This window comes from Streptomyces diversicolor (genome assembly GCF_057537855.1).
In genome coordinates this window covers 48649-73764 of sequence record NZ_BAAJXA010000004.1, presented here as the reverse complement: position 1 = coordinate 73764, position 25116 = coordinate 48649, and the positions used below count along the sequence as shown (strand labels likewise).

24 protein-coding genes are annotated in these 25116 nt (G+C 73.6%); 12 read left to right on the top strand and 12 right to left on the bottom strand.

Translation table 11 applies throughout. From position 1 onward, the window contains the following. Window positions 1-30: 30 nt before the first annotated feature. The 4 genes from AC27LF_RS05770 to AC27LF_RS05755 all read right to left on the bottom strand — a co-directional run bounded on the left by AC27LF_RS05770 (window position 31) and on the right by AC27LF_RS05755 (window position 6026). Complete coding sequence (locus AC27LF_RS05770) at window positions 31-3081, bottom strand: FAD-binding and (Fe-S)-binding domain-containing protein (protein WP_479662575.1); 3051 nt, start codon at window positions 3079-3081, stop codon at window positions 31-33. After that, complete coding sequence (locus tag AC27LF_RS05765) at window positions 3078-3689, bottom strand: cysteine hydrolase family protein (protein ID WP_479662576.1); 612 nt, start codon at window positions 3687-3689, stop codon at window positions 3078-3080. Before AC27LF_RS05765 ends, AC27LF_RS05770 begins: the two co-directional genes overlap by 4 nt. A gap of 23 nt (window positions 3690-3712) precedes the next feature. Beyond that, on the bottom strand, window positions 3713-4669 hold the full coding sequence (locus AC27LF_RS05760; protein WP_479662577.1) for an LLM class F420-dependent oxidoreductase: 957 nt from the start codon (window positions 4667-4669) through the stop codon (window positions 3713-3715). A gap of 568 nt (window positions 4670-5237) precedes the next feature. Then, window positions 5238-6026: an STAS domain-containing protein gene (locus tag AC27LF_RS05755; RefSeq protein ID WP_479662578.1), complete on the bottom strand. Its 789-nt coding sequence runs from the start codon at window positions 6024-6026 to the stop codon at window positions 5238-5240. Between the two features lie 129 nt (window positions 6027-6155). Here AC27LF_RS05755 and AC27LF_RS05750 point away from each other — a divergent pair, with 129 nt between their 5' ends. Continuing rightward, window positions 6156-6506 carry a helix-turn-helix transcriptional regulator gene (locus tag AC27LF_RS05750; protein WP_479662579.1) on the top strand — a complete coding sequence of 117 codons (351 nt, stop codon included), beginning with the start codon at window positions 6156-6158 and terminating at the stop codon, window positions 6504-6506. Between the two features lie 24 nt (window positions 6507-6530). Here AC27LF_RS05750 and AC27LF_RS05745 read toward each other — a convergent pair whose 3' ends face one another. Then, window positions 6531-7502 (bottom strand): LLM class F420-dependent oxidoreductase, encoded by a 972-nt coding sequence (locus AC27LF_RS05745; protein WP_479662580.1) that lies wholly within the window; start codon window positions 7500-7502, stop codon window positions 6531-6533. 160 nt (window positions 7503-7662) lie between these two features. On the opposite strand from AC27LF_RS05745, the gene AC27LF_RS05740 reads away from it, so the two are divergent. Genes AC27LF_RS05740 through AC27LF_RS05715 form a run of 6 tightly spaced genes read left to right on the top strand, consistent with a single transcriptional unit; the run spans window position 7663 to window position 11384 of the window. Beyond that, complete coding sequence (locus AC27LF_RS05740) at window positions 7663-7845, top strand: hypothetical protein (protein ID WP_479662581.1); 183 nt, start codon at window positions 7663-7665, stop codon at window positions 7843-7845. Next, complete coding sequence (locus AC27LF_RS05735; protein WP_479662582.1) at window positions 7842-8294, top strand: MrpF/PhaF family protein; 453 nt, start codon at window positions 7842-7844, stop codon at window positions 8292-8294. The genes AC27LF_RS05740 and AC27LF_RS05735 overlap by 4 nt, the downstream gene beginning before the upstream one ends. Further along, a complete protein-coding gene (locus tag AC27LF_RS05730; protein WP_479662583.1) occupies window positions 8287-8553 on the top strand; it encodes a Na(+)/H(+) antiporter subunit B in 267 nt (88 codons plus the stop codon). Before AC27LF_RS05735 ends, AC27LF_RS05730 begins: the two co-directional genes overlap by 8 nt. Further along, window positions 8550-9290: a hydrogen gas-evolving membrane-bound hydrogenase subunit E gene (gene mbhE, locus AC27LF_RS05725; protein ID WP_479662584.1), complete on the top strand. Its 741-nt coding sequence runs from the start codon at window positions 8550-8552 to the stop codon at window positions 9288-9290. The genes AC27LF_RS05730 and mbhE overlap by 4 nt, the downstream gene beginning before the upstream one ends. A 10-nt stretch (window positions 9291-9300) precedes the next feature. Beyond that, window positions 9301-9648 (top strand): sodium:proton antiporter, encoded by a 348-nt coding sequence (locus AC27LF_RS05720; protein WP_479662645.1) that lies wholly within the window; start codon window positions 9301-9303, stop codon window positions 9646-9648. Continuing rightward, window positions 9648-11384: a complex I subunit 5 family protein gene (locus tag AC27LF_RS05715; RefSeq protein WP_479662585.1), complete on the top strand. Its 1737-nt coding sequence runs from the start codon at window positions 9648-9650 to the stop codon at window positions 11382-11384. Before AC27LF_RS05720 ends, AC27LF_RS05715 begins: the two co-directional genes overlap by 1 nt. Before the next feature lie 15 nt (window positions 11385-11399). Here AC27LF_RS05715 and AC27LF_RS05710 read toward each other — a convergent pair whose 3' ends face one another. Continuing rightward, window positions 11400-12164, bottom strand: a complete 765-nt coding sequence (locus tag AC27LF_RS05710; protein ID WP_479662586.1) for a maleylpyruvate isomerase N-terminal domain-containing protein — start codon at window positions 12162-12164, stop codon at window positions 11400-11402. A 579-nt stretch (window positions 12165-12743) separates the two neighbouring features. Here AC27LF_RS05710 and AC27LF_RS05705 point away from each other — a divergent pair. Continuing rightward, complete coding sequence (locus AC27LF_RS05705; protein WP_479662587.1) at window positions 12744-14288, top strand: PucR family transcriptional regulator; 1545 nt, start codon at window positions 12744-12746, stop codon at window positions 14286-14288. Here the strand turns inward: AC27LF_RS05705 and AC27LF_RS05700 are convergent. The 3 genes from AC27LF_RS05700 to AC27LF_RS05690 all read right to left on the bottom strand — a co-directional run bounded on the left by AC27LF_RS05700 (window position 14258) and on the right by AC27LF_RS05690 (window position 17422). After that, window positions 14258-15721: a sodium:solute symporter family transporter gene (locus AC27LF_RS05700; RefSeq protein ID WP_479662588.1), complete on the bottom strand. Its 1464-nt coding sequence runs from the start codon at window positions 15719-15721 to the stop codon at window positions 14258-14260. The two genes, AC27LF_RS05705 and AC27LF_RS05700, sit on opposite strands and share 31 nt — an antisense overlap. Then, window positions 15718-16644, bottom strand: coding sequence for an arginase family protein (locus tag AC27LF_RS05695; protein ID WP_479662589.1), 927 nt, complete (start codon window positions 16642-16644; stop codon window positions 15718-15720). The genes AC27LF_RS05700 and AC27LF_RS05695 overlap by 4 nt, the downstream gene beginning before the upstream one ends. A 316-nt stretch (window positions 16645-16960) precedes the next feature. Then, entirely contained in the window at window positions 16961-17422 is a 462-nt protein-coding gene (locus tag AC27LF_RS05690) for a helix-turn-helix domain-containing protein (RefSeq protein ID WP_479662590.1), read from the bottom strand. A 93-nt stretch (window positions 17423-17515) separates the two neighbouring features. Here AC27LF_RS05690 and AC27LF_RS05685 point away from each other — a divergent pair, with 93 nt between their 5' ends. Continuing rightward, window positions 17516-18148, top strand: coding sequence for a TetR/AcrR family transcriptional regulator (locus tag AC27LF_RS05685; RefSeq protein WP_479662591.1), 633 nt, complete (start codon window positions 17516-17518; stop codon window positions 18146-18148). Between the two features lie 69 nt (window positions 18149-18217). After that, window positions 18218-19771, top strand: coding sequence for an MDR family MFS transporter (locus tag AC27LF_RS05680; protein WP_479662646.1), 1554 nt, complete (start codon window positions 18218-18220; stop codon window positions 19769-19771). A 255-nt stretch (window positions 19772-20026) separates the two neighbouring features. Here the strand turns inward: AC27LF_RS05680 and AC27LF_RS05675 are convergent, their stop codons facing one another. Continuing rightward, on the bottom strand, window positions 20027-20728 hold the full coding sequence (locus AC27LF_RS05675) for a CBS domain-containing protein (protein ID WP_479662592.1): 702 nt from the start codon (window positions 20726-20728) through the stop codon (window positions 20027-20029). Between the two features lie 235 nt (window positions 20729-20963). Here AC27LF_RS05675 and AC27LF_RS05670 point away from each other — a divergent pair, with 235 nt between their 5' ends. After that, window positions 20964-21836 (top strand): universal stress protein, encoded by an 873-nt coding sequence (locus AC27LF_RS05670; protein ID WP_479662593.1) that lies wholly within the window; start codon window positions 20964-20966, stop codon window positions 21834-21836. Between the two features lie 174 nt (window positions 21837-22010). Here the strand turns inward: AC27LF_RS05670 and AC27LF_RS05665 are convergent, their stop codons facing one another. Next, complete coding sequence (locus AC27LF_RS05665; protein ID WP_479662594.1) at window positions 22011-23000, bottom strand: Acg family FMN-binding oxidoreductase; 990 nt, start codon at window positions 22998-23000, stop codon at window positions 22011-22013. Window positions 23001-23348: 348 nt separating this feature from the next. Here AC27LF_RS05665 and AC27LF_RS05660 point away from each other — a divergent pair, with 348 nt between their 5' ends. Beyond that, window positions 23349-24257 carry a universal stress protein gene (locus AC27LF_RS05660; protein WP_479662595.1) on the top strand — a complete coding sequence of 303 codons (909 nt, stop codon included), beginning with the start codon at window positions 23349-23351 and terminating at the stop codon, window positions 24255-24257. 162 nt (window positions 24258-24419) lie between these two features. Here the strand turns inward: AC27LF_RS05660 and AC27LF_RS05655 are convergent, their stop codons facing one another. Further along, a complete protein-coding gene (locus tag AC27LF_RS05655) occupies window positions 24420-25088 on the bottom strand; it encodes a CBS domain-containing protein (RefSeq protein WP_479662596.1) in 669 nt (222 codons plus the stop codon). Window positions 25089-25116: the final 28 nt, after the last annotated feature.

Genomic DNA, 25116 nt, shown 5'->3' with positions numbered 1-25116 from the left:
CCTTTCCGCAAGAAACGTGTGAGTACGGAACTACGGGCGCAGACGGCGTACGAGACCCACGGCGGCCGTGGCGGCCGTGGCGGCCAGCGCGCCGGCGCCCGCGGTGGCCGCCCACCGGGCCGGGGCGGAGGGGACGCGGGGGCGCCGGGCCAGGCGCTCGGGCCGGTCGCCGGGCAGCGGGCCGTCGAGTCCTAGGGCCAGCACCTCGGCCAGATGCAGGGCCCGCCGGCCGGTGCCGCCCTGCTCGATCTGGGTGCGGCAGCTGAACCCGTCCGCCAGCAGTACGTCGTCGGGTGCGGCGGCGCGGACGGCGGGCAGCACGCCCAGCTCGCCGACGGCCAGGGAGACCTCGTGGTGACCTCGTTCGAACCCGAAGTTGCCGGCCAGCCCGCAACAGCCCTCGTCGAGGACGTCGGCGTCCAGGTGGGCGCGGCGCATCAGTTCACGGTCGGCGTCGAACTTCATGACGGCGTGCTGGTGGCAGTGCGTCTGCACCGTCGCGTGCCGGGCCAGCCGCGGTGGTCGCCAGTCCGCGCGCAGGAGGTGTTCGGCGAGGGTGCGGACCTGCCCGGCGAGCCGGCGGGCGTCCGGGTCGCCGGCCAGCAGCTCGGGGGCGTCGGCCCGGAAGACGGCCGTGCACGAGGGTTCCAGGCCGACGACGGGTGTGCCCGCGTCCAGATAGGGGCCAAGGACGCGCAGCGTATGGCGCAACACCCTTTTCGCCGTGGGCAGTTGGCCGGTGGAGATCCAGGTCAGGCCGCAGCAGACGGGGGCGCCGGGCACGGTGACGCAAAAGCCGGCGTCCTCCAGGACGCGCACCGCCGAGGTCGCGACGGACGGGTGGAAGTAGGTGCTGAAGGTGTCCGGCCACAAGACCACCGCCGCCGGATCGGCCGGGTCCACCTCATCGGCGTGGCGGGCCCGCCACCACTGGAGGAAGGACTCGTCGGCGAACACCGGCGCCTGCCGGTCGCCGTCCACACCGGCCAGCCGTTTGCCCGCACCGGCGAGGCCCGGCGCGTGCAGCACACTGTTGACCAGATGCGGGGCCGGCCGGGCCAGCCGGGCCCACAGCGGCAGCCAGCCCATCGAGTAGTGGGCGGCGGGCCGTGGCCGGCCGGCGTAGTGGTGCGCCAGGAACTCCGCCTTGTAGGTGGCCATGTCGACGCCGGTCGGGCAGTCCGACTTGCAGCCCTTGCAGGCCAGGCACAGATCGAGGGCGTCGCGCACCTCCGTGGAGCGCCAGCCGTCGGTGACCGCCGAGTCCGGGTGCCCGTCCAGCATCTCGAACAGCAACCGGGCACGTCCCCGGGTGGAATGCTCCTCCTCCCGGGTGGCCCGGTAGGAGGGACACATCACGCCGCCCCGGTGGCTGCGGCAGTTGCCGATGCCGACACAGCGCAACACGGCCCGGGTGAAGGAGCGGTCGTCCTCCGGATAGCCGAAGTGCGTGCCGTCCGGCGCCGGTTGCCAGGACGGCCCGAGGCGCAGTTGCCCGTCCACCGGATGCGGGTCGACCACCTTGCCCGGGTTCATCCGGTTGCCGGGGTCGAACAGCGCCTTCAGTTCCCGGAAGGCGGTCACGAGCGGTTCGCCGAACATCCGGGTCAGCAGCTCGCCGCGGGCCTGGCCGTCCCCGTGCTCGCCGGACAGCGACCCTCCGTAGGAGGCCACGAGGTCGGCGGCCCGTTCCACGAAACGCCTGAAGTCCGCCACCCCGTCCGCGGTCCGCAGCCCGAACGGGATGCGGGTGTGCACACACCCCTGCCCGAAGTGGCCGTACAGGGACGGGTGGTCGTAGTCGAACTCCACGAACAGCCGCTTCAGGTCGCGCAGATAGTCACCGAGGCGGTCGGGCGGGACGGCGGAGTCCTCCCAGCCCTCCCAGGTCTCGCGGTCGTCCGGCGGCCGGGCCGTGACACCGAGGCCGGCCTCGCGCGCCTTGAGCATCCGCTGCTCGCGGTCGGGGTCGTCGGAGAAGGCGACGGAGGGGTCCTTCTCCCCGCGGCCGGTCGCCTTGAGCAACTGGTGCGCCTGCTCGTCGACCTCCTCCTGGCTGTCGCCGCTGAACTGCAGCAACAGCCAGCTCTCGGCGTCGGGCAGCGCGTCGAGGGAGTCCAGGTAGGCGTGTTCCTCGCGCATGAGCTGGGCCATCCGCCCGTCCAGGGCCTCCAGTTGGGTCGGTGCACAGTGCTCAAGCAGGCGCGGTACGTCGTCGGCGGCGCGGCAGATGTCGTCGTAGCCGAGGACCAGCAGCGACTGGTAGGGCGGCACGGGGACGAGGTCGAGTTCGGCGTGCAGGACGGTGACGAGGGTGCCCTCGCTGCCGACCAGGGCCCGCGCGACGTCGAAGCCGCGCTCCGGCAGCAGCGAGTCGAGGTTGTAGCCGGAGACCCGGCGCGGGATGTCCGGGTAGCCGCGCCGGATGTCCGCCAGATGCCCGGCGACGAGGCGGTCCAGACCCGCGTAGATCTCGGCCCGGCGACCGCCCTCGGCGGCGATCCGCGCGCGCTCGGCCCGGGAGGTCGGGCCGACCCACATGCGCAGGCCGTCGTAGGTCTGCACCTCCAGGCGGCGCACGTTGTCGACCGTCTTGCCGTACGCCTGCGCGGACGCCCCGCAGGAGTTGTTGCCGATCATGCCGCCCAGCGCGCAGTGACTGTGGGTGGACGGCTTGGGACCGAACTGCAGACGGTGATCGGCAAGGCGCCGGTCGAGTTCGTCCAGGACGATCCCGGGCTCCACCACACACGTACGGGTGTCCGGGTCGAGAGCGACCAGGGCATGGCAGTACTTGCTCCAGTCGATCACGACGGCCGTGTTCGTCGTCTGACCGGCGAGGCTCGTGCCTCCGCCGCGGGACAGCACGGGGGCCCCGAACCGGGCGCACACCTGGACCGCGCGGGCGCCGGCCTCGACCGTGCGGGGCACGACCACGCCGAGCGGGACCTGCCGGTAGTTGGAGCCGTCCGTGGCGTAGGCACCCCTGGTGCCCGGATCGAAGCGGACCTCGGCGTCGGTCTCGGCACGCAGCGCCGCGACCAGCCGGTCCGCCGGCGCTTCGAGGACGGGTTCGCTCATGGTCCACCTCCTGGCCGACGCGGCTGTCCCTCGGGTACGGGCCATCGGGTACCCAGGAACGAGAGATCTTTCGCCTCGACGATCCGTGCCCCCATGTTGCGCTCCATCATGTCCAGGGCCGCGTCGGCCAGGTGCGGGTGGATGGAGGCGACGGCGTCCCGCGGCACGGTGACCTCCAGATGGCGGATGTGCGCGTCCAGCGCGGAGTAGAGCACGCACTGCTCGGTGACCTGGCCGCTCAGCACCACGTGTCCGGCACCCAGGCGCCACAGCAGATAGGACAGGGGTGTCTCGTAGAAGATCGAGTGGCGGGCCTTCACGACGAACAGCGACTCCTCGTCGGGCCTGATCGGCTCGATCAGGTCGGCGTGCGGCCGGGACAGCGCGGTCTCCAGCAGTTCTCCGTGGTGGGAACGCCACAGCCCGAAGTTGTCGTTCGCGTACACGACCGGCACGTGGGCCGCACGGGCCCGGCCGATCAGCTCCGCGAGGACGGGCACGACCTGCCGTGCGGAGGGCACGAGCAGTTCGGCGTCCTCGTGGTCGTATGTGTTGATCATGTCGATCACGATGAGGGCGAGACCCGCCGTCTCCGTGCTGCCGTGCATGGCCGCCACCACCGTCCGGTGCGTCAGCCGCGCAGCCGCGGCAGGACCTTCGTGCGGTAGAAGTCGAAGAAGCCCTGCTGGTCCTCGCCGATCTGCTGGACGTACACGGTGTCGAAACCCGCGTCGACGAACGCGTTCACCGCCTCGACGTGGGCGTCCGGGTCGTCGCCGCACGGTACGGCGGATGCCACCTGCTCCGGTGTGACCAGTTCGCTCGCCTGCTCGAAGTGGCGCGGGGTGGGCAGGATCTGCCCCAGTTCGCCGGGCAGTCGCTCGTTCGCCCACAGCCGGTGCGCGGTGCGGACCGCCTCCTGCCGGTCGGGGCCCCAGCACGCCTTGAAGCCGCCGTACACCGGCTTGGCGCCACCGCCACCGCGCCGGAAGCGTTCCACCAGGGCGCGGTCGGGCATCATCGTGATCAGCCCGTCGCCGATGCGCGCCGCGCTCTCCGCGGCCTGCGGGCCGAAGGCGGAGACGTCGATGGGCACCGGCTCGTCGGGCAGGGTGTACAGACGGGCGTTCTCCACGGTGTAGTACCTGCCGTGGTGGCTGATCTGCTCGCCGGTGAACAGATTCCGGATGATCTGCAGGGCCTCCTCCAGCATGGCCAGGCGCACCGGGGCCTCGGGCCAGCCGGTGCCCAGGATGTGCTCGTTGAGGGCTTCCCCGGTACCCACCCCCAGCCGGAACCGGCCGCCCAGCTGTACCGCACAGGTGGCGGCTGCCTGGGCGATCACGGCGGGGTGCGTGCGCACCAGCGGGCAGGTCACCGCCGTCTCCACGGGCAACGACACCGCCTGCGACAGGGCGCCGATCACCGACCACACGAAAGGGCTCTGGCCCTGCCGGTCGTTCCACGGGTGGTAGTGATCGGAGATCCAGAGGGCGTCGAACCCGGCCTGCTCCGCCATGCGGGCCTGGTCGACGAGCGCCGCCGGGGGGTGCTCCTCGCAGGACAGGAAATATCCGAAGTGAGCCATCTGTGCGCCTTCCTGGTGGAACGTGGCCGCGCCTTCGAGTACCCGGAGGAGCGCACCGTCGAACCCGCTCCGCACGCGGCGCCGGCCGGGCGGCGGGGATGCCCGGCCTGCGCCGCCGCGTAACGGCGCGTACGGCGCGAGGTCCGCGGTGATCCGTGGCGCCAGGAAAGCCCCGGGTGCCCGGCCCCGGCCGGCACCGCCCTGGGGCTGCGGACCAGCCCCGGGTACCCGGCCCCGGCCGGCGCCGCCCTACGGCTGCGGGCGCCACGCCGGGTGAAGGGATCGGTTGCGAGAGTGAACGCGGCCCACGCGACACTCGGCCTGGCCCGCACCCGCGGGACACCGCCGCGCCTGGCCCGCGTGCGGCACACCGCCGCGGCCACCCCGCACACCGCCGCGAAGGGGCCGTCGCCACCGCACCAGGACCCGCCCCACGACGGTGGTCACCCGGATGTGTGACCGCGGGCGGTCGCCGCCGTGGGCGCAGTCCGCCGCGATCCCGGCGAGCGCCAACCGGTTCCCCGACCGTTTCAGGACGGCGTCCGCCTGCCGGGCGGGGCGCAGCGCCTCATGGGGTGGGCCTTCCGCGTCTGGTGTCTGCCCGGCGGGGGGCGCGGGGCGGCGCCGGCGCGTGGGCGCTCCGTGCGCCCGCCGCCCGTCGCCGGGCGATCGCCGCCGTCAGCTGCTGCCGCACCGGCTGCGGCAGCGTGTCCCCGGTCACCGCGGTGACCACGTTCGAGGCAAGCCGGTGCAGCTTCGTGTTGGTGCCCTGGGAGGCCATGACCAGCACGTCCCATGCCTCGTCGGCGTTCAGTCCGAAGGAGGCCATCAGGATGCCGCGGGCCATGTCGATCTCCGGGCGGGTCTGCAGGGCGCGCCGAAGCTGGACCACCTCCGAGCGCAGGCTGTCACCGGCGCCCTCGTGCGCGTCTTCGCCGTACTCACCGAATGCGCCGTCCTCGTGCGTGACGGCGTGCGGGCCCTCCCGTGCCGGTGTGAACAGGCTGCGGGTGTCCGTGAGGGTCAGCAGCCGTTCCGCGACGGGACTGGCGGCCGTCACGGCGATCGTCTGGCCCGCCGCGAGCGCCTGCCGGCGAAGGGTCAGCAGCACATTGAGCGCGGAGCAGTCCCAGAACGTCAGATCGCCGAGATCCAGGTCCAGACAGGAGACCGGCTTGTCCAGTGCGGAGCGCAGGGTGTGCTCCAGCAACTCGGCGTCCTCGAAGCAGAGTTCTCCGACGATGCGCACGACGACATGGTCGTCGTCACCTCGCGTGACGATCGACGAGGAGATCGTTCTCGTGCAGACGGGCTCGTGCCCGTCGGTCGATCGGGTCGTGTCGGGCGGCTGCGGCATGACTGCCTCTCCGTGGGTCCTGCGTGTCCCCGCCCACCAGCGTCGCCCGCCGTGCGCAGCCCGTCAAGATATACATGAATTTTATTTCGCTCTTTTGAGTACGTGCACGCCGGGCCGTACGCTTTCCCCATGGTCGGAGTGGATGGGGTGCCCGAGCCGCACACCGGATGGACGTTCCTCACCAGCCACGCGCGTGTGCTGGCCACCATCGCCGACAACCGCACGGCGCGCATCCGCGACATCGCCGCGCGTTGCCGGCTCACCGAACGCGCCGTTCAGAAGATCATCTCGGATCTGGAGCGGGACGGCTATCTCTCCCACACCCGCCAGGGGCGCGGCAACACCTACCGGATCGACGCGAGCAAGATCCTGCGGCATCCGGCCGAGGCCGACCTGACGGTGGCCTCCCTGCTGTCGCTGCTGATCCGGGACGAGGCCGCGCGCCACGGCGTGGTGCGGCAGGCCGGGTCCGACCGGTGACCGCGCCCCGGGCCGCGACGGGCGTCAGCCGAACGCGTCGCGCAGCGCCGGCAGCAGCGTCTTCTCCGACCAGTCCAGGAACTCCGGCTGGCTGTCGCCGCCGATCTGGACGAGGGCGACGTCGGTGAACCCGGCCTGCGCGTAGGGCCGTACCGCCGCCACGAAGTCGTCCGGGTCGTCGCCGCACGGGATGGACGCGGCCACGTCGTCGGGGGTCACGAACCGGGTCGCCTGCTCGAAGGAGTCCGGGTGAGGCAGCTCCGAGTTGACCTTCCAGCCGAGCCCGAACCAGCGGAACTGCGCGTGGGCGCGGCGCACGGCGGTGTCCCGGTCGCGGTCGTGGCTCACCGGGAGCTGACCCACCCGCGGCTTGCCGGTGCCGCCGTGCCGGTCGAAGGCGTCCAGCAGACCCCTGACGGGTTCGGTGGCGACGAGCAGGTCCGCCAGCCGCCCGGCGAGCGCGCAGGACCGGTCCCCGGACACAGCGATGCCGATCGGCGGCGGCGTCTCGGGCAGGTCCCACAAGCGGGCCGACTCCACCTGGAAGTGCGTGCCGTGATGCGTCACATGGCCGCCCTCGAACAGGGCGCGGATGATCCGCACCGCCTCGTCCAGCATCTCGTGCCGCACGTCGACCGGCGGCCAGCCGCCGCCCACCACATGCTCGTTGAGGTTCTCCCCGGCACCGAGCCCGAGCCGGAACCTGCCCTCGGACAGCAGCTGCACGGTGGCCGCCTTCTGGGCCACCACCGCCGGGTGGTAGCGGACGGTCGGGCACGTCACATACGTCATCAACGGGATGGACGAGGTGGCCTGGGCCGCGGCGCCGAGGACGCTCCACGCGTACGGGGCATGCCCCTGGGAGCGCAGCCAGGGAAAGAAGTGGTCGGAGATCACCGAGAAGTCGAAGCCCGCGCCCTCGGCACGCACGACATGGTCCACCAGGTCACGCGGGCCGGACTGCTCGGTCATCATCGTGTATCCGATGTGCACCATGAAGAGCCGAGTCCCCCGGCGGACGGCCGGAAAACGACCGGACCCGCTCTTCGTTTCGGCTGACTCCCACCGGGCACCCGAGGGCGCCGTGCCTGCGCGTCGCGGGGCTGTGGCGGCCCCGCGGTGCTTGGATGCCGGTGGCGGCGTAAGGAGGCGGGCCATGACGGGGCGTACGGTCCTTGGCGCCATCGGTGAACTGGCGGCCTGGTGGGCCGGGCTCGCCCTGCTGTGGCTGGTGCTCATCAGCTCGGTCCAGCCCCTTGAGGCGGCGGTCGGCGCGGGCGCGGCGGCCCTCGGCGCGCTCGCCGCGCGGGCCGCGCGACGGGCGGTGAGGGAGCGTTGAACGGCTGGGTCCTCGCGGCGACGATCCTGCTCGGCGCGGGTCTTGCGGCGGCCGTCTGGGGCGTGGCGAGCGGGCCGCCGGCCCGCAGGGCGGTGGCACAGAACCTCACCACGTCCGTGGCCTGCCCGAGCCTGCTGCTCCTCGCCCAGGGCTACGACCGCTCCTCCTATGTGGATCTCGCCCTGCTGCTGGCGCTGCTGGGACCGGTCGGCACGCTCGTCTTCGCACGGTTGCTCGCCGAGGACCTGGCGGATTCCGGGGCGTCCGCCTGGCGGCTGACCTGGGCGGCGGCCGGTGTGGGCGCGGTCGTCGTGGCCGCCGTGTGCGTGGCCGCAGGACCGGGGCGGGCCATGGTGAAGCTCCTGGTGACCGGCGCCCTGCTGATCGGCGGGAACCTGGTCGCCTCCCGCGCGCTGGCGGGCGGCTTTCGGGGGGTGCGCGGTGGCTGACGCGTCGATCGTCGTGGTCCTGGTGCTGGTGGCCGCCGCCGCGACGGCGGCGGTCGCCACCCGCGATCCGGCCCGTCAGGCGCTCGTGCTGTCCGTGCTGGGCACCGTCCTCGCCGTGCTGTTCACCGTGGTGCAGGCCCCCGACGTCGGCCTGTCGCAACTGGCGGTCGGCTCGGCCCTCACCCCGCTGCTGATCATGCTGTCCGTGCGCAAGCTCAAGCGGCGCGCCCGGACCCGGGACACGGACGGCGAGGGATGAGCCGCCGACTGCGGCTGGCCGTGCTGGCCTGCGGCGGCGCGGGCCTCGCCGTGCTGCTGGTCCTCGCCTGCCTCGACCTGCCCTCGTTCGGCGGGCGATCGCATCCCTACGGGGAGCGGGCCGTGCGCGCCTCACTCGCCCGGCACACCGCCAACACCATCGCCTCCATCAACTTCGATCTGCGCGCCTACGACACCCTCGGCGAGATGAGCATCCTGTTCGCCGCCGTACTGGGCTGTGTGGTCCTGCTGCGGCAGGCCCGGGACGAACACCGGGCGCCGCCCGCACCCGCCGACGTGGCACCGCCCGTGGGCCGCTACGCCCTCATCGTGCTGCCCATCGCCCTGGTCGTGGGCGTCTACGTCATCGCCCACGGCCAGCTCAGCCCCGGCGGCGGCTTCCAGGGCGGGGTGGTCGCCGCCACGGCACTGCACCTGCTCTACCTCGGCGCCGACTACCGGGCCCTGGAACGCGTCCGCCCGATCGGGGCGTTCGAGGTCTGCGACGCGCTCGCCGCCGGCGCCTACCTGGTCCTTGGCCTCGCCGGCGTTCTGGCCGGCACCGCGTTCCTGGCCAACACGCTGCTGCCGTACGGCACCTTCAACACGCTGTCGTCCGGCGGCACCGTGCCCCTGCTGAACGCGGCCATCGGCATGGAGGTGGCGAGCGCCGTCGTGGTGCTGCTCGCCCGGTTCCTTGAACAGGCCGTCGAGATCGAGGAGGAGCAGGGGAGTTGAGCCGTCCGTGATGCACGTATTCCCCTATCTGGTCGCCGTCTACATCTTTCTGGCCGGCTGCCTGGGCCTGGCGACCAGCCGGAACCTGATCCACGCCGTGGGCTGTCTGTCCGTGTGCCAGTCCGCGACCTACGTCCTGCTGCTGGCCGTCGGCTACCGGGACGGCGGGACCGCCCCCGTCTTCTCCGACCTGAAGCCGGGCACCAGGCCCCTGGTCGATCCCGTCGTACAGGCCCTCACCCTCACCGACATCGTCGTGGGCGCCACCGTCACCGCGCTGCTGCTCGCACTCGTCCTGCAGATCGCCAAGCGGCACGGCACGGTCGACCCCGACGAACTGATGGAGCTGCGCGGCTGATGCACCATCTGCTCCCGCTGCTCACGGCGGTGCCGCTGCTCGGCGCCGCGGTGCTGGTCGCCACGGGCCGCCGGCTGCCGCGGCTCGCCGCGGAGAGCACCGCGTGCGCCGTGTCCGGCGGCGCCGCGGCTCTCGCGCTGGTGCTGCTGCCGCACTCCTCGCCCGCCCTCGCCGAACACGTCGGCGGATGGGGGCCCGGCATCGGCATCGTCCTGATCGGCGACGCACCGGCGCTCGGCATGGCCGCCCTCGTCGCGCTGCTCACGCTCGCCGCACTGGCGTACTCCTGGCACTACTTCGACGAGCCGCCGCGCGGCCACGCCGGTTCCTTCCCGGCCCTGATGCTGGTGTTCCAGGCGGGCATGTCCGGCTTCGCCCTGGCCGGCGACCTGTTCAACGCGTTCGTGTTCTTCGAACTGATGGGCGTCGTCGCCTACGCGCTGACCGGCTACCGGATCGACGAGGCGAAGCCCGTGCAGGGCGCTCTGACCTTCGGCGTCGTCAACTCCCTGGGCGCCTACGGCCTGTTGATGGGCATCACGCTGCTGTACGCGCGCACCGGCGAGCTGGGCATGGCCCGGATCAAAGACGGCCTGGACGCACACGGCGGCCCCGACGCACTGGCCCTCGCCGCGTTCGTGCTGGTGACGACCGGCCTGCTGGTGAAGGCCGCCGCCGCGCCGTTCCACTTCTGGCTCCCGGACGCCCACGCGGTCGCCCCCACCCCGGTGTGCATGCTGTTCTCCGGCGTCATGGTGGAACTCGGCGCGTACGGCGTCTGGCGGGTGTACACCACCGTGTTCGCCGGGCCCGGTGGCATCCCGGCGGGCGCCTTCGAGCGCGCGCTGGTGCCCCTCGGCGTGCTCACCGCGGTGACCGGCGCCCTCATGTGCTGGTACCAGCGGCACATCAAGCGGCTGCTGGCCTACTCCACGATCGCCCACATGGGTCTGTTCCTCGTCGGCATCGGCGTGCTCAAGCCGGCGGCCGAGGACGGAGTGGCGCTGTACATCCTCGGACACGCCGGGGTGAAGGCCGCGCTGTTCGCCTGCGCCGGCGTCCTCCTCGACCGGTTCGGCAGCCTCGACGAGCACGCCCTGCACGGCAGGGCCCGCCCGTTGCGCGGGGTGGGCGCGATGTTCGCGGTGGGCGCCCTCGGCCTCGCGGGCCTGCCGCCGTTCGGCACGGCCCTCGGCAAGTCGACCGTCGAAGAGGCCGTCGGCGGCCCGCTCACGGTGCTGTACGTCGCCGCGTCGGCGCTCACCGCCGCCGCGGTGCTCCGGGTCACCGCCCGGGTGTTCTGGGGCCTTGGCCCACGTCCCGAGGACTCGTCCGGCTATGAGACCACCGGCTCAGGAGAGCAGCCCGAGACCGGGGGCAGACTGCTGCGCGTCCCCGACACCATGACGGCCGTCCCGGCGGTGCTGCTGGCCGCCGCGCTCGCCGTCGGCGTGGTTCCCGGTTTCGCCGCGGCCGTGGCCCGCGGTGTCGGCCCCGCGGGCTCCGGGGACGCGCGCTGGACGCCGCCGGGCGTCCTGCTCGGGCTGCTGTCCACGGGGCTGGCCGCGGCCCTCGCCCGCCGCGCCGTGCTGCGTCCGCGCCGGGTGCCGGCTCCCGGCTGGGCGCAGCGCCTGCGGCGGCTGCAGTCCGGGCACGTCGGCGACTATGTGGCCTGGCTGCTGCTCGGGGCCGCCGCGCTGGGGGCGCTGGCCCTGCCGGGCGTCCTCGGCGGCTGAACCCGGACGCTCGCGTCAGTAGCCGCCCAGCAGGGTCCGTACCCGGCGCAGGGCGTCCGGCCCGGCGGCGCTGTGCCAGCGCGTCGGATCGGCCGGGCGCCGCCCCCACAGCAGCAGGACACGGGTGGCCGCGTCGCTCTCGATCGTCGCGGGGCCCTCGGGGGCGGCGAGCCGGATGCCGGCGCCGTCTGCGTCGGCGACCACCACGACGTCGTCGGTGCCCGGGGTGCGCAGCCGGCCCTCCACCCGCTCACCGGGTGCCAGCCGGGCACGGCCGCGGACCAGCAGCGGCCGGCCGACCGAGACCACGCTGTGCTCCGTCATCCACGGCTCGTCGAGCGCCCGCACCGCGGTGCTGTCGTCGCCGGTCAGGTCCCAGCGGTGCAGGATCAGTTCCTCCCGCATGTGCTCCGCGAAGAAGGGGACCTTCACGATCCGGCCCGTCCACATCACCTCCGCCTCCGGGTCCAGGTCCTGTGCCGCGGCCGCGGCGATCTCGGTGAGCCGTGCGCAGCGGGCCAGGAACGCGGCCCACAGGTCGGCGTCCGACATCCGCCGGTAGGGCGCCTCGCGTTCGAAGCCCCGGGTCTCCACGGGCGCTCCCGTCAGGAAGCCGTGCAGGACCCGGGCCAGCTCTTCGGCGTTGCCCGTCTGGTGGACCAGGATGTCGCGCACCGTCCATGCCTCGCACCATGTGCCGTCGTCGGGCCGCCGGGCCTGTACGGCGTGCACGAACGGAGCCAGCTCCGGCAGGGTCTCGTCGACGTGAGAGGGAATCATGCGCCATGGGTTCCGGCCAGGCCCCCCGGCCAAACCCACCGGGCCACGGTCACCTCCCGACGCGCGGCACGGACGGGGGCGTGCCCGGCACGGCGACCGCACGGGGCGGGCGCGCGGAAGTGGTTGCGGTGTATGCCGTGTCCGGCGACGGGCCGGTGATCCTGTGCGTGGCCGGGGGCAGCGCTCTGCTGACCGTGGCGATCGGCGCGTCGCGCGGTGGGCCCTGCGTGGTGTCGGGGTTCGCCGGCGTGGCGCCGGTTTCGTCGCATGGCCGGCGGGACAGGGCACCGGCCGTCCGGCGTACGCTGCGATGCGCGGGCGCGGGGGGCGCGCGGAAGTGGTTGCGGTGTATGCCGTGTCCGGCGACGGGCCGGTGATCCTGTCCGTGCCCGGGGGCAGCGCTCTGCTGACCGTGGCGATCGGCGCGTCGCGCGGTGGGCCCCGCGCGGTGTCGGGGTTCGCCGGCGCGGCGCCGGTTTCGTCGCATGGCCGACGGGACACGGCACCGGCCGTCCGGCGTACGCTGCGATGCGCGGTCCGCGTCCGGCGGCGCGTCTGGAGGCGGAAGGAGCAGCGCGGATGCCGCTCAGCGTGCGGGAACTCGTCGCGCGGCGGGAGTTCGGTCTCACCGTGGCCGCGGGCACGGCCGGGCTCGGCCGTGCCATCAGCTGGGTGCACGCGAGCGAGGTGCCCGACCCCACGCCCTGGCTGGAGGCGGGCTCGCTGGTCCTGATCACCGGTGTCGGACACCCGGGACCGCAGTCCGTGGCGGCGACGGCGCGCAGGCTCGCCGACACCGGGGCGGCGGCCGTCGGGATCGCCGTCGACCTCGTCTACGACGCCGTGCCGCAAGAAGTCGTCCGGGTCGGCGAGGAGACCGGGCTGCCGGTCCTCATGGTGCCGTACGCCACCCCGTTCGTGGCGCTGTCCCAGGCGGTCGCGGACCGGATCGCCAGCGAGGAACGCTCGGCGCTGCGGCGCGCCCTGCGCGTCTATCCGCGGCTGACGGCCGCGGCGCTGGAGCAGGGCGCCGTGCGCGGCGCGACGCGCGAACTGGTCAAGGAGTACGGCGGCTGGGCGGCCGTCACCGACCCGGCGGGAAACGTGCTCACGGTGGCCCCGCGGTCCGCCGCCCGGGCCGCCGAACGGACCGCGGCCGACGCCGTGTGGTCCGGCCGGTCGCTGTCCGCCGTCGACCTCGCGGGGCACCTCGTCGGCCACACCCTGGGCGCGGACACCGTGCGGGGACGGCTGCTGCTGTGGCGCGCCGAGCCGTTCACCCGCACCGACCACACGGTCGCGGCGGCCGCCTCCTTGATCACCTACGACCTCGAACAACGGCGCAGGTCGCGAGCCGAGGCGCGGCGGGCCGACGCGGACACCCTGCGCGAGGCGCTGCGCGACGAGGCGGACCCCGCAGCGGCCACCCGGCTGGTCTCGGCCTGGGGGATCGACCCCGCGGACGTCACGGTCGTCGTCCTGCACCCCGACCCGCACGCCCCGGACGAGACACGGCCCGCGGCCGGCGCGCACCGCCACGACGTGCACCTCGTGCTCACCGACTACGCCCACCCGGTCCTCGCCGCGACCTCGGACGTCGGGGAGACGGTCCTGCTGACCTCCCGCCCCGAACCGCTGCTCGCCAGTCTGCGGGACGCGGACTCGCCGCTCGGCCAGGCGTGCCCGGGTCCCGCGGGGGTGAGCGAGGCGGTGCCCGCGCACGCCCTGGCACAGGGGCTGCGCCAGGCCAGGCAGGCGCTCGCCATCGGCCGCACCGAGGGCCGGTCCGTCACCCGCGTCCGCGACCTCGGCGCGATCGAACTGCTGCTGGCCTCCGCCGAACGGTCGGTGCCGGAACTCCTGGTCACCCGGCTGGTCGACCCGCTCCGCCGCGCCGAGGCCGAGCGCGGTGTCCCGCTGGTCGCGACGGTGCGGGCCTTCCTCGACCACAACGGCTCCGTGGCGCGTGCCGCCGCCGAACTGGGCGTGCACCGCCACACCCTGCACCATCGCCTGGGCGTGGTGCGCAAGGTGCTCGGCCGCGACCTCGACGCGGCGTACGTACGGCTGGAACTGTCCCTGGCGCTGGCCGCTCACGCCCTGCGCGAGGAGGGCACCGGCTGAGTCGCCACCGGCTCGTGCGCCGCCGACGGCGCCGCGTTCGGGTCGGGCAACTCCTCGAAGTGCAGGGCGGCGAGGGCCGGATCCGGCCGGGTGACCAGGCTCACGGCCACGAAGACGACGAGGGCGGCGGCCATCCCGTACATGACGGGCTCGTTCGCGTAGAGCCCGGAGACCGCCATGAACGCCACGCACACCACCGAGCCGGCCAGCAGCGAGGCGATGGCCGCCGGTGTCGTGGAGCGCCGCCAGAACATCGCCCCGACGACGGGCACGAGCAGGGCCGCCGCCAGCAGATCGGCCGCCACCGTCACCGCGCCGACCACACTGTCCACGGCGTACGACACCGCGAGCGCCACCACACCCACCGCGAACAGGACGATCCGGTTGGCGCGCACACTGCTCAGCCGGGCGCCGCCGAGCGGGCGCAGCACATCGTTGGTGAGCACCGTGGACGCCCCGATCAGCAGGCCGCTCGCGGTGGACATCGACGCGGCGAGGGCGGCGGCCACCACCAGCCCGAACAGCCCGGCGGGCAGCACCAGCGAGGCGATCCGGGCGTAGGCGTCGTCCGGGTTGGCGAGGTGCGGCAGCAGCACCCGGCCCGCCGTGCCGATGAGCGCGCCGGCCAGGCCGTACAGCGCGCAGTACAGGCCGGAGACGACGGCGCCCCAGCGGGCGACCCGTTCGGAGCGCGCGGTCAGCAGCCGCTGCCAGTTGCCCTGGTCGATCAGGAACCCGAAGAAGAAGAGCAGGAAGTAGGCGCCGATGGTGCCCACCCCGATACCGGTGGGCGAGAAGAAGCTGCCGGGCAGCCGGTCCCGCATCTGGGCGAGGCCGCCCGCCCGGTGGATCACGAGCGGCAGCAGGACCACGAAGACCCCGAGCGTCTTGACCAGGAACTGCACCACGTCGGTGAGGGTGATCGACCACATGCCGCCGGCGACGCCGTACAGCATGATCGTGGCCCAGCCGATGAACGCGGCCGTGCCCGGCGAGACCCCGAAGACCACGGTCAGCACCGTGCCGATGCCGATGATCTGACCCACGCCGACCATCAGCGTGTAGAAGACGACGATGACCGAGCCGAGCAGCCGCGACGGGCCGCCGAAACGCCGGCTCATCGCGTCGGGCACCGTGTAGACGCCGCTGCGGAACAGGGTGCCCGCGAAGCACACCCCGATGGCGGCGATGCCGATCGCGAGCGAGAGCACCAGCACCATGCCGGAGATCCCGTACTGGTAGCCGAGGCTGACGCCGCCCACGGTGGACGCCGCGCCCAGCACCACCGTGCTCATGGCGGAGGTGTACATGAACGGCCCGAGGCGCCGCCCGGCGACCGTGAAGTCCTCACGGGTGCGGCTGCGGCGCATGCCGAGGTAGCCGGCCCCCACCATCACCAGCAGATACAGCAGGACGATGAGCTTGTCGATCATGCCGGTGCCCCTTCGCCGGACGCTGCGGCGAGCCCGCCGTGGACGACGAAGTGCGCGACGAGGTAGGCGGCCAGGTTGGCGGTCCTGTCGTTGACGTCGGTGAGCGGATTGACCTCGGTGAGCACCATGGCGTCGCTGTACGGGGCCAGCCGCTGCACCAGGTCGAGGGCCTGGTGTGAGGTCAGGCCGCCGGGCTCGTGGGCACCGGCACCCGGGGCGTGCGCGGGGTCGACGCAGTCGATGTCGAAGGCCAGCAGCACCCGGTCCGCGGCGGCGACGTGGGCGAGCACGTCGGCCGCCACGGCCTCGGTGCCGCGCCGGTGGATCTCGGCCGCCGGGATGTTGCGCAGTCCCGCCTCCTCGCGGAAGGCGAGGGACGACGGGAAGTTGAAGTGCCGGGAGGCGAGCTGGACGCTGGCGCGTACGTCGACGTTCGCCAGTTCGCCGGCCCGGCGCATTCCCGACGAGTGGCTGTACCGGCCCTGCTGCTCGTTCTCGTCGAGCAGATCGAGATGGGCGTCGAGGTGGACGACGGCGACCGTGCCCGCGGTGGACCGGGCGAGCCCGCGCGCCGCCGGATACAGCAGACAGTCGTCGCCGCCCAGCAGCACGGGCGTGCGCCCGGCGGCGAGGGTGTCCGCGACGGCGGCGGTCGCGGCGTCCAGCGTGGCCTCCAGGTCGTGCGCGACGGTGGGCACGTCGCCGCCGTCGGCCAGCAGGTCCTCGGGGAACGGATGGAGGGCGGCGTGGTCGAGGCAGTAGATCCGCCCGTCCTCGCGTCGTTGCAGGATCCAGGCCATCGCGGCCCGGATCCGGTCGGGTGCGTAACGGCTGCCGGGCCAGCCCAGTGTGGCGGCGCCGTCGTAGGGCGCGCCGAGCAGGGTGAAACGGCGGTCGGTGCGGGGCAGGGGTCGGGCGGTCATCTGGCTCCTCACGCACTCGTGGCCTGCAGGGTGTGCTGCTTTCGCCACGTCGCGAACGCCACGGAGCACGGTACGTCGGTTGGCCACAGATCGTCCTCGCCGCCGCCCGTGCGCAGCCCCGGCCCGGATGTCGAATGAGCAAGCCGTCCACTGGCCCACATGGCGATGGACGGCACCACGGAGGCGATGCCGCCGCGTACACGGTGCCCGACTTGAATGAAGATGTGCCGACCGCCAGATGAAGCACCCACCCCGGCGGCAACCTTGGAGGCGGTGCGCTCCCGTGCGGGTGACGGCCGCCTCCCGGCGCGAGGTCTCAGGACTTGGGCTGAGTGAAACGGATGCTGTTGCCGAAGGGGTCGCGCAGTCCGCAGTCGATGCCGTACGGGCGCTCGGTGGGCTCCTCGGTGAACTCCACGCCCCGGCCCAGCAGCGTCTCGTACGTCTTGCGGCAGTCGTCCGTGCTGAAGATGAGATGGCCGCCCGCCGCGCCCTTGGTCAGCAGCGCGCGGACCTGCTGGGCCGTCTCCTCGGACAGGGCCGGCGGCCCCGGCTTCTCCAACCGCAGCAGGAACATCGCACGCTCGACGCGACGGCGCTGAAGGTAGCGGTGCGGTGTCTCGCCGAACGTCGCCCGGAAGGTGCGGGCGAAATGCGCCGGGGACACATGGGCGATCCGCGCCAGCGCGGCGACGTCCAGCGGCTGCGCGTAGGCGCGGTCCATGGCGTCCCGGGCCCGCAGCATGCGGCGGTTGGTCTCCTCGGCGGCGCGGCTCACGACGCCATCACATCACGGCGCCCCGCCCTCCGAGCCGTCGCCGTGGGCCCATCATTTTGCATGTCTCTGCATTTTTTCAGTAGTGTGCAAGATGTGGAGAAGCGGGAGCGCCCCGTCGGGCTGCGTGAGCAGAAGAAGAGAGCGACCCGGCACGCCCTGTTCGAGGCGGCGATACGACTCGCGGCCGACAACGGCGTGCAGCAGGTGACGGTCGAGGCGATCAGCGAGCGGGCGGGCGTCTCACCGCGGACGTTCTTCAACTACTTCAAGTGCCGTGAAGACGCGTTCGTCATGGCCGACCCCGAGGTGGGGGAGCGGATCCGGCAGGCGGTGCGCGAAGCCCCCGCCGAGCGCTCCGCGCTGGACGTGCTCCGGGAGGCCATGGCCGAACAGATCGCCGGCATGGAGCTGGATCGCGAACTGTGGTCGCTGGTCGCCCTGGTGCTCTCCCGCTCCCCGGAACTCACCTCCCGGCTGCTGTCCCTGCAGGCGGAGGAGGAGCGGGCGCTCGCCGAGGCGTTCACGCTGCGGCTGGGCGCGCAGGGCACGACCGGCCCCCGGGCCGCGCTGTACGCCACGCTGCTCGCCTCGCTCAGTACCGCCGCGATCCGCGTCGCGATGACGCACTGGTACGAACACGACGGCGACACCGCGTTCCTCGACGTCTTCCACCAGGTCTTCGATCAGCTCGCCGCGGGGTTCGTCCGCCCCCTCGACGAGTCCTGAACCGATTTCTTCCCGTCCTTCGAAGGATCACCCGTGAGTGCTGTGAGCGCCGAGGCGCCCCCTGTCCAGATGCAGTCCCGTCAGATACTCCAGGCCATGTCCGGACTGATGGCCGGCATGTTCGTGGCCATTCTGGCCGGAACCGTCGTCTCCAACGCGCTGCCCCGGATCATCGCCGACCTCGGAGCGAGCCAGTCCTCCTACACCTGGGTGGTCACCGCCGAACTGCTCGCGATGACGGCCACCGTGCCGCTGTGGGGCAAGCTCTCCGACCTGTTCAACCAGAAGCTGCTGCTCCAGCTCTCGCTGAGCCTCTTCGTCGTCGGCTCCCTGGTGGCCGGCTTCTCCCAGGGCGTCGGCCTGCTGATCGTGAGCCGTGTCATCCAGGGCATCGGCGCGGGCGGTCTCACCGCGCTCGCCCAGGTGGTCATGGCCGCCATCATCCCGCCGCGTGACCTCGGCCGCTACGGCGGCATCTTCGGCGCGGTGTTCGCCGTCGGGACCGTCGCCGGCCCGCTGGTGGGCGGCGTACTGGTGGACACCGACTGGCTGGGCTGGCGCTGGTGCTTCTTCATCGGCATCCCCTTCGCGCTGGCCGCCATCGTCATCCTGCAGCGGACGCTGCGGCTGCCCACCGTGCGCCGTGAGGTGCGGATCGACTGGCTGGGCGCCTTCCTCATCGTCGCCGGTGTCTGCGCCCTGCTGATCTGGACCTCGCTCGCCGGCAACGAGTTCGCCTGGGCGTCCTGGCAGACGGCCGCGCTGACCGTCACCGGCGCGGTGCTGCTGGCGGGAGCGGTCTTCGTGGAGTCCCGGGCGGCCGAGCCGGTGATCCCGCTCACCGTCTTCCGCAACCGCACCGTCACGCTCACCACCGTGGCCAGCTTCTTCGTCGGTCTCGCCATGTTCGCCGGGTCGGTCTTCCTCGCCCAGTACTTCCAGGTCGCACTCGGCAAGTCGCCCACGGTCGCCGGCCTGATGAGCCTGCCCATGATCGGTGGCCTGCTGGTCTCCTCCACCGTGGCCGGACAGATCATCAGCCGCACCGGACGCTGGAAGGCGTTCCTGATCGCCGGCGGCGTCGTGATGAGCGCAGGCCTCGCCCTGCTGTCCCTGCTGGACTCCGACACCGGATTCGCAGTGCTCAGCCTCTACATGGCCGTCCTGGGCATCGGGGTCGGCATGCTGATGCAGAACCTCGTGCTGGCCGCGCAGAACGACGTGGCCGCGCACGAGTTGGGCGCCGCCACCTCCACGCTCTCCTTCTTCCGCAGCCTCGGCGGCACCGTCGGCACCAGCGTCCTCGGTGCCCTGCTGGCCAACCGGGTCGCCGACGAGATCGCCAAGGGGCTCAGGGACCTGCCCGCCGAAGCCGCCCAGGGCGCCGCGGCCGGCGGTCACGGCGCCGTCCCGGACATGACGGCCCTGCCCGAGCCGATGAAGGGCGTGGTCGAGCACGCCTACGGCGTGGCCACGGGTGATCTGTTCCTGATGGCCCTCCCGTTCGCGGTACTCGCGCTGATCGCGGTGCTGTTCGTCAAGGAGGCGCCGCTGAAGACGACGACGGCGTTGCAGCGCAGGGCCGAGGAGGAGACGCAGCGGTCTTCCGGACTCGCGCACTGACGCGCCCGCGCGACCGTGACGGGCGGGCCGGCCGGCCCCGCGCCGACGGGGCGGTGACCTTCGGGTCCCGCCCCGTTCCGCTCGGTCGGGCGGTCCCTTGAGGGGTTCGTGCGAGGGCAGGTCCCCTTCGCCGCGGCGGGTACGCGCGTGCCGGCCCGGACGCGGCCCTTCAGAGGCCGGACTCGCGGGGTGACACCCTGGCCCGGCGGTCGGTCAGGGGCCGACGCGGTGGTGCGGTCCTCGGCCGGGTTCGGATCAGACCGGGGGGAATTCGGCGATGTCCGGCAGGTCGGGATCGAGGTCCGGGCGGCGCAGCGGGCCCATCAGCGCGCAGTCGACGTCCACCACCCCCTCGACCCCGCGCACCAGCCGGGCCACCACGGGTACGAGCGTGCTGTCCCGGACCCGGCCGGAGAGCGTCACGACACCGTCGTGCACCTCGACCCGCAGCGATTCGGGCGGCGTCACGAACAGCCGCCCCACGACGTCACGGCGCACCTCCTCGGCGATCTCCTCGTCGTCCCGCAGGAACACCTTGAGCAGATCGGACCGGCTGACGATGCCCGTGAGCACGCCGGCGGCGTCGACGACGGGCAGCCGTTTGATCCCGTTGCGGGCCATGATCCGGGCGGCCAGGGCCAGCGTCGCGCTCCCGGCCACCGTGACGGCGGGCGCGGTCATCAGCCGGTCCGCGGTGACCGCGGCCGCCTTGGCGGCGGCCGAACCGTCCGCCGCCCGCCCGCCAAGGGCCGGATCGCCGCCCCTGGCCTCTTCCTTCGGCAGCAGATCGGCCTCGGAGACGACACCGACGACCCGTCGCTCGTCGTCCAGCACCGGCAGCGCCGTCACCCCCCACTGGCGCAGGGTCCGCACGATGTCCTTGAAGGAAGCCTTCGCCTTCACGGCGACGACCTTGCGGGTCATCACATCACTGACGGCGTAGCGACGGCCGGTCATCTCGACCTCCCGGGCTGCTCGGAATCGTCGTCCCACACTCCAGGCTCGGCCGGCACGCCCGCGACGGCATGGGCCGGGTGGTCCACACCGGGACCGCGCGGCTCCCGCACCCCGTGGGGCCGAAGGCCCCCGGAAGGGGCCGAAGGGCCCTCGTGCCGTTCAGGTCCGGGGTGCGACGGTGAAATCGGCGCCACGTGCCGCGGCACCCGGCGGCTCCCGAAAGGCGGTGGGGACGATGACACTCCCCGTGGTGGTGGGCGTGGACGGATCGGATTCGTCCCTGCTCGCGGTCGACTGGGCGGTGGACGAGGCGTACCGGCACGGCGTTCCGCTCAGGCTGATCCACGCCTCCCTCTGGGAACGCTACGAGGGCGCCATGCCCTCGGCCGGCCCGGGACGCCCCGGCGAACAGGTGCTGGCCGAACACCTCGTGGCCTCCGCGGCCGAACGCGCCGAGCGGCGCAACCCCGAGGTCAAGGTCACCACCGACATCCTGCCCGACGATGCCGCCGCCGCCCTCGTCCGGGCCGCCGACGGCGCCTTCGCGCTCGTCGCAGGGTCGCGTGGCCGCGGTCAGCTCAAGGGGATGCTGCTGGGGTCGGTCGGCCTGGCCGTGGCGGCCCGTGCCCCGTGCCCCGTGATCGTGGTCCGCGGCGACCGCGCGGGCATCGCCGGGACGCACGAGCGGATCCTGCTCGGTCTGGGAAGCGCCGAGACGACGCACGAGGCGGTGCGGTTCGCCTTCCGTGAGGCCGAGGCGCGCGGCTGCGTCCTCGACGTCGTCCACGCGTGGCGCTCCGCCCGCGACACGACCCGCGGGCCCGGGCCTCGACCGGACGACCCGCACGCCGGCGAGGAACGGGTCGTCGCCGCGTTCGACGCGCCGCTCGCGGACGCGGCCGGACAGTACCCGGGCGTCCGCACCCGGCGTGCGGCGCCCGAGGGACCGGCCGGCAAGGTCCTGGTGGACCGGTCCGCGGCCGCCGATCTCGTGATCGTCGGCGCGCGGCACCGGACAGCGGGCCTCTTCGGGCTCCAGCTCGGCCGGGTGAACCACGCGCTGCTGCACCACGCGCAGTGTCCGGTCGCGGTCGTGCCGCAACGCTGAGCGCTCCGCTGGACATGCCGCGCCATGCCGTGGGTCGTCTGCGGCGCCGTCGTGGCTGGTCGCGCGGTTCCCCGCGCCCCTTCGGGGCGCTCCCACGCCCGCGTGGGGGCGACGCGGCCCTGCCCAGACGACCGTGCGGTTCAGACGACCCTGCGGCTCAGACCACCGTGCGGCTCAGAGCACCGTGAGCACGTCGGTCACCGGACGGCGTGGGCTCGGCCGGCCCTCGGGTCCGTAACCGAGCCTGAGCACCATCTGCACATGGGCCATGGCCGAGAGGGGGTCGCGGGCCACCCACCGGAGGTCTTCCCATTCCAGCGGCTGGGAGGTCAGCGAGGCGACCAGCCCGTCCGTGGTGGCCCGAAGCAGCACGCGCTCCAGTGCCTGCCCGGCGCGAAGCCAGTCCGCGGGCCGGTCGCCGGCCGTGCCCAGGAGGGCGATCCGCGGGTTCTCCTCGAAGGTCGCCCAGCGGCGTCCGGGCACCGAGCGGCCGTCGGCGAAGTCGCGTACGGGCGTCGTCCACTGCCGTGGGCGGGGCCCGAACGCCTCGGCGGGGATGCCGTCGGCCGTCTCCGCGCCGTCCGGCGGCCCCGTCCGGGCCCAGCGCGTCGTCTCGCCCCGCATCTCCGGGTCCAGCGCCTCCCGGCCCTCGGCGTCCCGCACCAGCTCCAGGATGGACCGTACGTGCCAGGCGCTCGGGAAGAGCAGTTGCGCGCCCTCCGCGCGGGCCGCGTCACACAGCCGCTCCGCCACCGGGGCCGGGATCTCCTCGGCCCGGAAGGGCAGCCTGCTGCAGTGGCGGCGGCGGATGGCCGGCTCCAGCGGGGCCAGCGACTCGTCGCGGGGCGCGGCACGGTTCAGGTCCACCTCCGCCAGCAGTTCGGTGTCGACGGGGTCGGGCAGCAGCCGCACGGCCGGCGCCCGTCTCGCGGCAGCGGCGGCCACGCGCAGGTTGAACAGCGCCGCCCCGCAGCCCACGTGCAGACCCCGTTGGTCCGGATCCGTGCGCGGCAGGGCGCGCCGCAGGTCGGCGTACAGGCGCAGGACGCCGTCGGCGCGCAGGAAGCGGAACCTCCATGGCTGCGCGTTGTGCAGCGACGGCGCCGCCGTGGCCGCCGCGACGAGCGCGGTGACGGCGTGCGTGTCCGGGGAGTGTGCGGTCACGGCGGCCACCCTTCAGCCGGGAGGGCCGGCTGCGGCCCGGACCACGCCCGCGCCGCGCCCGGCAGGAGGAGGAGTTCTCCGTGGATGTTTCCGCCCCCAGTGTGCGAGCCGCGTACGAGGCGGGGGAGGGGCCGCCCGGACCCGACACGGGGACGAGTGGACCATCCGGGCCTCGTGCCCGCGCCCGCGGCCCTGCCCGAAGCGGCGCGGGGCCGGACGGGCCCGCTCGGCAGGGCCCGGTCGGACGGCGTGGGGCCGCCCTCCGCCTGCGGAGACGGCCGGGGACGTGCGAGCGTAGGAGCGGGGAGTACCGCGCCGGGCGCGGCCCGACGAGAGGCGGTGAGGGTGATGCGTCTGCCCCTGGTCGTAGGCGTCGACGGATCGGACTCCAGCCTGCAGGCGGTGGACTGGGCGGCCGACGAGGCGGTGCGGCACGCGGATCTGCCCCTGCGGCTGGTGCACGCGTCGCTCTGGGAGCAGTACGAGGGCGACATGCCCTCGACCGGCGACCCGGGGCCCGTCCCACCGGCCGGCGCCGACCGGATCGTGACGGCCGCAACGGCGCGCGCCCTGCGCCGCGCCCCCGCGGTCAGGGTCGAAGCCGTGGTCCTGGCGGAGGACCCGGTGTACGCGCTGCTGAGCGAGGGCCACAACGCCACCGCCGTGGTGACCGGTTGCCGGGGCCGGGGGGAGATACCCGGCCTGCTGCTCGGCTCGGTGGGACTGGCCGTGGCCGGCCACGCGGACGGGCCGGTGATCGTGGTCCGCGGCACGGCCGAGGGCGTCGCAGGTGCGCACGGACGGATCGTGCTCGCGGTCGGGGAGCCGGGGACGAGCGGCGAGGCGGCGCGCTTCGCGCTGTGCGAGGCCGCGGCACATCACTGCGCCCTCGACGTGGTCCGCACCTGGCTCTGCCCGGCGCACCGGGCCGCCCGGCATCCCCTGCTCGTGGGGGACCGGGATCATGGACACGAGGAGCCTGCGGTCACGGCCGCGGACTGTGAGGAGCAGGCGTCCGCGCTCGTCGACGACGTGCTGCGCCATCCCATGAGCGAGTACCCCCAGGTGCGGGTGCACCGCCGTGTCCTCGAAGGACCGGCGCGCCAGGTGTTGCTCCACCGGTCCCGCGCCGCGGATCTGCTGGTCCTCGGCGTACGGCGCAGGAACGGTGACGGAGGACTGCAACTGGGCCTGGTCGCGCACGCGCTGCTGCACCACGCCCTGTGCCCCGTGGCCGTCGTACCGGACTTTCCGTGACCGCCGCCCACCCGCGCGCGGCCCGAACGGCGACGACGGCGCGGCGGGCGAGGTCCAGCACGCCCTGACCGACCGAGCGCGCTCCAGCCCGCCTTCGCCGACCGAGCCCGTGCGCGGGGGAGCGGCGGCGGTCCGAAGGAGCGCCGGTGGCACCCGGCGCGGCTACCGCGGCTGCTGTTGCGGCGCGGCGCCTTCCCGTGCGAGGTCGAACTCCACGTCCACCACGCCCTCCACGGCCCGCACCAGGCGGGCGGCCACGGGCAGCAGGGAGGTGTCGCGGACCGTGCCACTCAGTGTGACCACTCCGTCGCGCACCTCGGCCCGGACGGCCGACGGCGGCGGGAAGAGGTACGACACGATCTCCCGGCGCACCTCCTCGGCGATGTCGTCGTCCTCGCGCAGGAACACCTTGAGCAGGTCGGCCCGGCTGACGACGCCTTGCAGCAGCTGGAGGTCGTCGACGACGGGCAGCCGCTTGACCCGGGCGCGCGCCATGATGCGCGCCGCCTCGGCCAGGGTCGCGTCGGCGCGGACGGTGACCGGGGGCGAGGTCATCAGTTCGGCCGCGGTGACCGCCTCGGCCTTGGCCAGGTCGGCGGGCCGGCGCAGCCGGAGGTAGCCCACGTCCGGGTCGTCGCGCAGTTCCTCCGTGGGGAGCAGATCGGCCTCGGAGACCACACCGACCACCCGGCCCTCGCCCTCGATCACGGGCAGTGCGCTGACCTTCCAGTCCCGCATCAGCCGCACCATCTCCTTGAACGGGGCCCGGGGGCCGATGGCGGCGACCGTGTGGGTCATGACGTCACTGACGATGTGGGGAGCGCCGTACATGCTGACCGCCTCGGGTCACTCGCGGGCG